The following is a 7,850-nucleotide window of genomic DNA, read 5'->3' on the forward strand; positions in this document are numbered from 1 at the left end:
CATGATCGAATACAGTCTCTGGGGGCTTTGCGCTTTTGCGATTGCCGGGCTGCTTTTCAGACCCTGGCAATTGCCAGAGGCGCTGTGGACGTCTCTCGCGGCGCTGATGGTGCCGCTTCTTGGCCTGTGCAGCTGGCATGATGCGGGCAAGGCCATCGCCTCAGGCAAGGAAGTCTATCTCTTCCTCTTTGGCATGATGGTTCTCAGCGAGGTCGCCCGTCAGGAAAAACTGTTCGACTGGCTCGCGGCGTCGGCGCTGCTCCATGCCAAAGGATCGGGGCAGCGGCTCTTTCTGCTTGTCTTTGCCGTCGCAATCGTCACCACGGCATTTCTGTCGAATGACGCCACGATCATTCTTCTGACGCCACCCGTCATTGCCGTAGCGCAGAAGGCGCGGATCGACGCATTCCCTTCCTTGCTGGCCTGTGCGTTTGTCGCCAATGCAGCGAGCTTTCTGCTGCCCATCAGTAATCCGGCCAATCTGGTGCTTTACGGGGGCGAACCGCCCGGTCTGCTGCCTTGGCTCGAGCGGTTCCTGGTGCCTGCCTGCCTCGCGGTCGGTATGAGCTTCATTCTGCTTTTTGCATTGGTGCGACGCGAGATCGCCAGCCGGTTTACTGGCGCCTGCGATCTGCCGGGCCTCGACCCGATAGCAAGGTTCGTTGCATTGGCGCTTTTCGGGGTGATCGTGCTTCTGACCCTTGTCTCCTTTCTGCATGGTCCGCTCGGCTGGGCGACAGCACTGAGCGGGGCAGGGCTCGGTGTGGTGGCAACGATGCTGCGCCGTCAGTCACCACTCCCGGCGCTTCACGAGATTTCGTGGTCGGTTTTTCCGCTCGTGGCGAGCCTGTTCGTGCTTGTTTCGGCTGTCGAACAAAGCGGCGTCATTCAGAAACTGGCTTCGCTCATAGTGTCATACGGGAACGGGGCGACGGCAATTCTGGTCACGGGGTTTGGCTTCGGGCTGTTGAGCAATGTCATCAATAATCTGCCTTCCGGTCTGCTTGCCGCGCAGCTTGCGCCTTTGCTGGCGTCCCATAGCCCTGCCTTGCAGGATGCGCTGCTGATCGGGGTCGATCTGGGGCCCAATCTGACGCTGAGTGGCTCTCTGGCGACCGTGTTGTGGCTCATTATCCTGCGTAAGCACGGGCTGAACGTCAGTTATGCGCGCTTCATGCGCTATGGCGTCATACTGACCCTGCCAGCTCTTGCTGCGTCTTTGCTGGTCCTGATGCTGTAGAGAGGCCGTTGCCTCGCCATTACGGTAAAAGGCGCGAATAGCGTGTGCACGCCAGAAAATGTCGTGCAGCTTGGCGCAGGCAGCGTCGCTGGCGAGCGTTGCCGTCTAGCCAGGGTCTGAAATCACTGTTTCCTGCCACATGGGTCAGGTTGATCCTGTCATGCAGACCATCTGACGGAAGTAAAAGCCTTCTTGATCGGAGGTTTTGATGAAATTGTGATCAGATCGATTTGCTGCAGGATCTTCCAGACGCGAGAGATGGCGTACGGAAAGGTGTATTGTGGGCCAGGTAGTACAATCAGATCTCAATCGGCTGATAGTTGTCAGGTGGCATGGCCAGAAATCAGGAATATCAAGCTTAAGAGCACAAGTTCGACTTGATGAATTTGATAAGGAGTATGGGCATGGAAGATAATAACGATATTGTTGAACAGAATCGGAAGAATCTTGAAAAAATTCTTGGAGGTCCTGTTGTATTCGAACATGAGAAAGGAATTGCTGGAATAAAACCACACCATAAAAAAGAAGTGATGTATTTCGAGCTAACAAAAAAACCTGCAATATCTACTCAATTTAAAGCCCTTATAGCTACGGGTGTATCTAACTCAGGAAAAAAGATATACATCGAAAACGGCACATGTATTCTTGGTTTATGGACGCTCACCTTGCCGTCCGGGAAAATGTTTCGTGATCTTTCCTATAGTGGCGATTTCCCAGGCTGGAGGCGTGCCCTGGAGGCAGGCGCAGCTGAGAGAGGCCTTCGGACAGGACGAATAGAAGACCTCAAACTGGTCATCTCTGACGGAGAAATTGTGGCACTGTCCGAGTGTTCGGCTCGTCGCGGTTCAAAATGAAGCGAAAGCCTCAGGTTTTCGCAATCTGATAGAGGATGACGGTATCTCCGTATCCTTTCTGGTGGAGCTCCATGATTATGGCTGAACTTTCGTTCTCCGCTTCCGGCCTGGTGGCAAGGCAAAGGATCAGCACCATTGAGTTCGAGAGTATAAGATCGACTTGATAAAGCTGGTGGGGAGAATGGGTATGGAAGATAATAACGATATTGTTGAGGCAAATCGGAGAAGCCTCGAAGAAAGATATGGTGGTCCGATTGTATTTGAAGGTGAGGAAGGAATTGCTGGAATAAAACCACACCATACAGAAGAAGTGATGTATTTTGAGTGTAAGAAAAAAGCGGCAATATCTACTCAATATCGCGCCCTCTTGAATGCGAGCATATTCAGTTCGGGAAAAAAGATAGATATCGAAGGCGGTACCTGTCTTCTTGGTTTGTGGACGCTCACCTTGCCATCCGGCAAAATGTTTCATGATCTTTCCTATAGTGGCGATATCCCAGGCTGGAGGCGTGCCCTGGAGGCGAGTGCAGCAGAGAGAGGCCTGCGGATCGGACGAATAGAAGACCTCAAACTGGTCATCTCTGACGGAGAAATTGTGGCACTGTCCGAGTGTTCGGCTCGCTTCGGTTCAAAATGAAGCGAAAGCCTCAGGTTATCGCACTCTGATAGAGAATGACGGTATCTCCGTATCCTTTCTGGTGGAGCTCCATGATTATGGCTGAACTTTCGTTCTCCGCTTCCGGCCTGGTGGCAAGGCAAAGGATCAGAATATTGAGTTTGCGAGTATAAGATCGACTTGATAAAGCTGGTCGGGAGAATGGGCATGGAAAATATCGACGATATTGTTGAGGCAAATCGGAGAAGTCTCGAAGAAAGATATGGTGGTCCGATTGTATTTCAATCTGAGATTGGAATCCCTGGAATAGAAAGGTATGAAAAGCTAGAAGTAATGTATTTTGAGTGCACAAAAAAACCGGCAATGTCTACTCAATTTCGTGCTCTTCTTAATACGAGCATATTCAGTTCAGGAAAAAAGATAGATATCGAAGGCGGTACCTGTCTTCTTGGTTTGTGCACGCTCACCTTGCCATCCGGCAAAATGTTTCGTGATCTTTCCTATGATGGCGACATCCCAGGCTGGAGGCGTGCCCTGGAGGCGAGTGCAGCAGAGAGAGGTCTTCGGATCGGACGAATAGAAGACCTCAAACTGGTCATCTCTGACGGAGAAATTGTGGCACTGTCCGAGTGTTCGGCTCGTTTCGGTTCAAAATGAAGCGAAGGCCTCAGGTTTTTGCACTCTGATAGAGGATGACGGTATCTCCGTATCCTTTCTGCTGGAGCTCCATGATTATGGCTGGACTTTCGTTCTCCGCTTACGGTCTGGTGGCGAGGCAAAGGATCAGAATATTTAGTTTGCGAGCATAAGATCGACTTGATGAATTTGATAAGGAGTATGGGCATGGAAGATAATAACGATATCGTTGAACAGAATCGGAGAGGTCTCGAAAAAATTTTTGGGGAGCCAATTGTATTCGACTATGAGATGGGAATCGCTGGAATAGAAAGGTATAAAAACCGAGAAGTAATGTATTTCGAGTTCACAAAAAAACCTGCAATATCTACTCAATTTCGTGCCCTTCTGAATACGAGCATATTTAGTTCAGGAAAAAAGATAGATATCGAAGGCGGCACTTGTGTTCTTGGTTTGTGGACGCTCACCTTGCCATCCGGGAAAATGTTTCGTGATCTTTCCTATGATGGCGATATCCCAGGCTGGAGGCGTGCCCTTGAGGCGAGCGCAGCAGAGAGAGGCCTGCGGACAGGACGAATAGAAGACCTCAAACTGGTCATCTCTGACGGAGAAATTGTGGCGCTATCCGAGTGTTCGGCTCGTCGCGGTCCAAAATGAAGCGAAAGCCTCAGGTTTTCGCAATCTGATAGAGGATGACGGTACGTCCGTATCCTTTCTGCTGGAGCTCCACGCTTATGGCTGAACTTTCGTTCTCTACTTCCGGTCTGGTTGGTCCGGTAATCGAACCACGGCAGGCACGTCATGACCGTGGTCAGGATCTGCGCAAACAGACTCGTCGCAGTTCCCATGCTGAGTGGATCGCAGCGCCAGACCGGGCCGATCCTGTCTCGTTGCTGGTCAAACAGGGGGAGAGCCGCATTCAGGACCTCCTGCCCATACGTTACGAGCGTATGCGCGCCTCGCCTTTTGCCTTTCTGCGCGGCAGTGCGGTCGTGATGGCCGCTGATCTGGCCACGACGCCTGCGACCGGGCCGGTAGTGCAGAGTTGTGGCGATTGCCATCTGGCGAATTTCGGCAGCTATGCCTCGGCAGAGGGAAGGGCAGTCTTCGATATCAACGATTTCGACGAGACATATCCGGCGCCTTTTGAATGGGACCTCAAGCGCCTGGGCACGTCCTTCATTCTCTCCAGTCTTGAAAGCGGGTCATCAGAAAGTCAGGCGCGTCAGAATGCGCTGATCATGGCCAAAACCTATCAGCACGAAATGACCCGCCTCGCGCCAATGAGCCCGCTGGAAATCTGGTCCGACCGGATCGATCTGGCTGCTGCCATTGAGGGTTTTGCAGACAAGCACACACGCAAGGGCATCGCGGCTCGTCTCGAGGCCCGTCTGGAAAGTGCGCGCGACCATTTCGGACTCGTATCATTTGACAAGAATGTACCCAGATTGAAGGTCAAGCCGCCACTCGTCATGCGTCTGCCGGCACGCGATGACACCATCCGCGAGGCTTTTGACCGCTATGTTCTGACCCAGCCACTAGAGCGTGCGGTGCTGTTGTCGCGCTATAGGCTGCGCGACATCCTGTTCAAGGTCGTCGGGGTGGGCAGTGTTGGCACCTATTGCGCCATTGGTCTGTTTGCAACGCCGGACGGCGAAACCCTGCTGCTGCAGATCAAGGAGGCACAGGAATCGGTGCTCGCGTCCCATCTCGCCGGACCGCGCTACGACAATCAGGGACAGCGCGTCGTGATGGGGCAGAGACTGATGCAGGCCAGCTCGGATATTTTTCTTGGCTGGACGCATAGCGAGCCGGCCAATCCGGACCGCCGAGCCAGTGAACTGGATGGCGCAAACCGGCAGTTCTATGTGAGGCGTCTCAAGGACAGTCGCCTTGCGGCTATCGGCGCCGATGTGGCGCAGGAAGGGCTTGATGATTATGCGGCGCTTTGTGGCCGTGCATTGGCCCGTGCCCATGCACGCTCTGGCGACGTGGCCATGATTGCCGGTTATCTGGGCTCAGGTGACAGCTTTGCCGAGGCTGTTGTCGCCTTTTCACAAAGCTATGCCGGGCAGACGAAGCAGGACTGGAAAGCCTTCAACGAGGCGATCGAGAAAGGAAACCTGCCTGCGGCCCAGGCGAAAAAACACTAGGTGCATGACGCATAGTGAGGGCGGCGGCGCAGCAGATGGCAGAAAAGAGCTCGGCTCTGTGTCGTAGCGCGTGGCAATATGGCGCCAGTCCTTATGCTCCCCGTTATCGGGGTGAAATCCCTGCGGCGCTTTCAGCGATTGTTGGGTGTTCTGGATGGCTCATCCTGCTGCAGGACATACCGCCCGGGCAGCCCGTTATGGTTCACAAGAATGCTTCCTTGCGATACATGCCGGTCATCAACCTCTGGTTGGTCGCTGCCCCTGGTGAATGAATGGCTCCAGATGTGCCATCTTCTCGTGCGTCAGCCAATATAGATCGCTTATATTCACATAGAGTTTGGATAAGACCTCCATACTTGCACCAATGGGGCCGCAGCTTGGGGGAACCTGGATTTGAGTTCGAGCCATTAAAAAAGGTGTGGTGGCATATAAATAACGCGCAGGTGAATGAGTGAATAATTTTACAAAAATAACCTTATTGAAGAGAGATTTTGTAAGTAGTGGTTGTGTATTCAGATTACCTGCAAGATATCCTTATGAGTTTATAGTCGATTTTATGCTTTGCAGAGTGCCTGCTAGCGATAGCTACTTCGGGCTCATTGTGACAACGGGTTATAAGGCAGGGATAATATTTCAATTATTGCCTGCAGAGTGCTTGCACGATAGCGCAGCGGTAAGCTTGTTTTGGATTAAAGATAACTGGAACAAGTGGATTTATGAAGACTGTTCTATCGACGAGGTTTTATTTTCAGAAGGATATCTCGCAGAGCCTGATCAAGGTACGTCTGAAGGGTAGAACCGGGTCGGAAGAGCCTGAGGCCAGTTATTGTCGAACTTTATTCGTCCAGAGAGTTAACTGGCAAGCAAACCGAGGCTCCGGTATATTATCGATGTTTATTTGTCGCGATGCTTCCTGCAGGTTCGATAGTTCTTTGCCGAAAATCATCGTGGTCTATTATGGGTATCATAAAAATCGTTGGTAAGTTTTATACATTCTTGCAATTTATTGAAGAGGAATTCTTTCTCATAAAGATCGGATTTCCAGGAAACATAAAGGTTTTCTCTCTCCTTGACTTCTTTCTCTGTCATCCAGTCCGAAAAGTGTTTGATAAAAATCTCTCTTCTTTCTTCTGTCCTGTTTTCTGCTTTTGATTTCCCATCGAGATAAACCCTAATTTGCGGTTTGATGGTATTCGTCAGGCTTCTGAAGTATATTTTTACTTCCAGGCTTCCATTCCAGGATTTGATGTCCCATCGCGGGCCGTTGGGCCAATATCCTGAGGTGACGTCTTTTCTGCGTCCTTCCATAGCAGAGGAAATCACGCTCGATATCTCCCCTGTAAAGAGTTTGACGACTTCAGCCTGGAGAGTTTTGATTTTCCGAATATCGGCAAGGTTGTTGAATACAAATTTCTGGTTTCTGTTTTCCATGTGATGTTCCCATGTAATATTTTCCAGATGCTCAAGTAGTTCATGAGCAAAAATGAGCCATTTCTGTCTATATGTCTGGTCGTTGACGGCAGGAAGTCTTCTGCGCACGGCTTTGATGAAAACAGGATAGCTTATACCCTTCCAGCCTGCGTGTTCGCTCCAACCGGCAGGTGACAGGATTACATAATGTAAGATCTCATTATTTTTCTGAAGATTCTGAACCGCATATCTTTCGTAAGAACTGAATGGATTTACCTGGTTGTGTCTGATTTTGTTTTCTATGATCATGGACCATGAATGCCCTTCGAGAATCAGGTCCAGGCGCTTTCCATCTTCCGTTACCACTTCACGCTTGGGTTTGCGCAAAAGTGTTCTGTAATCATCTCCGTCCAGATCCAGCGCAGACATCAAGGCCCCCAGGAAGATATTACCGAGACCATGCTCATTTTCTTCGAACAGAAAAAAAGATAACAGGTTGGTGATCTGGTTTTCATAATGATCGACCCCCATGAGAGTAAGAAGATTTTTAGGGGGTTTCTTAGGGAAATGTTCCCGGGCATTCTCAAGAAATTTTTCATATGTTTCCATGAAAACTCTCTGACCATAAAACAAATATAATCAATTCATCATGTCCCATGAGTACATCATGTAACCACCGATGCCATCTGCTTTTTTTCGACCGGAAGCGCCAGAACCCGTGGCGCATGAGAGAAAAAGGAGGGTCAAACTCCGCTTGATCGTTACCGCCTGAACGTCAGGCGAGGGGGGTGCGTCCTGATGCCCCCTCTGTTCTTCTCTGATATCCCCCATCTGCGAGGGGGGAACGTTGGTTATCCGGGGGCTGGCAACTTCGCCGAGGCTGTTGCCGCCTTTTCACAAAGCTATGCCGGGCAGACGAAGCAGGACTGGAAAGCCTTCAA

The 7,850-nt window shown here is 50.9% G+C and carries 8 protein-coding genes; 7 read left to right on the forward strand and 1 reads right to left on the reverse strand.

Annotated elements, in window-relative coordinates:
* Position 1: 1 nt before the first annotated feature.
* From AA105894_RS15100 to imm45, 7 genes are all read left to right on the forward strand, one after another.
* Entirely contained in the window at positions 2-1,240 is a 1,239-nt protein-coding gene (locus AA105894_RS15100) for an SLC13 family permease (protein WP_267312461.1), read from the forward strand.
* Positions 1,241-1,644: 404 nt separating this feature from the next.
* A complete protein-coding gene (locus AA105894_RS15105) occupies positions 1,645-2,094 on the forward strand; it encodes a hypothetical protein (protein WP_267312462.1) in 450 nt (149 codons plus the stop codon).
* Positions 2,095-2,281: 187 nt separating this feature from the next.
* A complete protein-coding gene (locus AA105894_RS15110) occupies positions 2,282-2,731 on the forward strand; it encodes a hypothetical protein (protein ID WP_267312463.1) in 450 nt (149 codons plus the stop codon).
* Positions 2,732-2,917: 186 nt separating this feature from the next.
* Positions 2,918-3,367, forward strand: a complete 450-nt coding sequence (locus AA105894_RS15115) for a hypothetical protein (protein ID WP_267312464.1) — start codon at positions 2,918-2,920, stop codon at positions 3,365-3,367.
* A 186-nt stretch (positions 3,368-3,553) separates the two neighbouring features.
* Positions 3,554-4,003, forward strand: a complete 450-nt coding sequence (locus tag AA105894_RS15120; protein ID WP_267312465.1) for a hypothetical protein — start codon at positions 3,554-3,556, stop codon at positions 4,001-4,003.
* Between the two features lie 77 nt (positions 4,004-4,080).
* Complete coding sequence (locus AA105894_RS15125; RefSeq protein WP_267312466.1) at positions 4,081-5,499, forward strand: DUF2252 domain-containing protein; 1,419 nt, start codon at positions 4,081-4,083, stop codon at positions 5,497-5,499.
* A gap of 451 nt (positions 5,500-5,950) precedes the next feature.
* Entirely contained in the window at positions 5,951-6,295 is a 345-nt protein-coding gene (gene imm45 / locus AA105894_RS16050; protein WP_373316787.1) for an Imm45 family immunity protein, read from the forward strand.
* A gap of 146 nt (positions 6,296-6,441) precedes the next feature.
* Here the strand turns inward: imm45 and AA105894_RS15130 are convergent, their stop codons facing one another.
* Positions 6,442-7,518 (reverse strand): PD-(D/E)XK nuclease family protein, encoded by a 1,077-nt coding sequence (locus AA105894_RS15130; RefSeq protein WP_267312467.1) that lies wholly within the window; start codon positions 7,516-7,518, stop codon positions 6,442-6,444.
* Between the last annotated feature and the right edge of the window lie 332 nt (positions 7,519-7,850).

The sequence above is a fragment of the Asaia spathodeae NBRC 105894 genome (assembly GCF_025994195.1).
GTDB classification, from domain to species: domain Bacteria; phylum Pseudomonadota; class Alphaproteobacteria; order Acetobacterales; family Acetobacteraceae; genus Asaia; species Asaia siamensis.

What these genes read in the sequence shown, in the direction of transcription:
- AA105894_RS15100 (WP_267312461.1), top strand. Translation starts at nt 2, where the DNA reads ATGATCGAATACAGTCTCTGGGGGCTTTGCGCTTTTGCGATTGCCGGG.
- AA105894_RS15105 (WP_267312462.1), top strand. Translation starts at nt 1,645, where the DNA reads ATGGAAGATAATAACGATATTGTTGAACAGAATCGGAAGAATCTTGAA.
- AA105894_RS15110 (WP_267312463.1), top strand. Translation starts at nt 2,282, where the DNA reads ATGGAAGATAATAACGATATTGTTGAGGCAAATCGGAGAAGCCTCGAA.
- AA105894_RS15115 (WP_267312464.1), top strand. Translation starts at nt 2,918, where the DNA reads ATGGAAAATATCGACGATATTGTTGAGGCAAATCGGAGAAGTCTCGAA.
- AA105894_RS15120 (WP_267312465.1), top strand. Translation starts at nt 3,554, where the DNA reads ATGGAAGATAATAACGATATCGTTGAACAGAATCGGAGAGGTCTCGAA.
- AA105894_RS15125 (WP_267312466.1), top strand. Translation starts at nt 4,081, where the DNA reads ATGGCTGAACTTTCGTTCTCTACTTCCGGTCTGGTTGGTCCGGTAATC.
- AA105894_RS15130 (WP_267312467.1), bottom strand. Translation starts at nt 7,518, where the DNA reads ATGGAAACATATGAAAAATTTCTTGAGAATGCCCGGGAACATTTCCCT.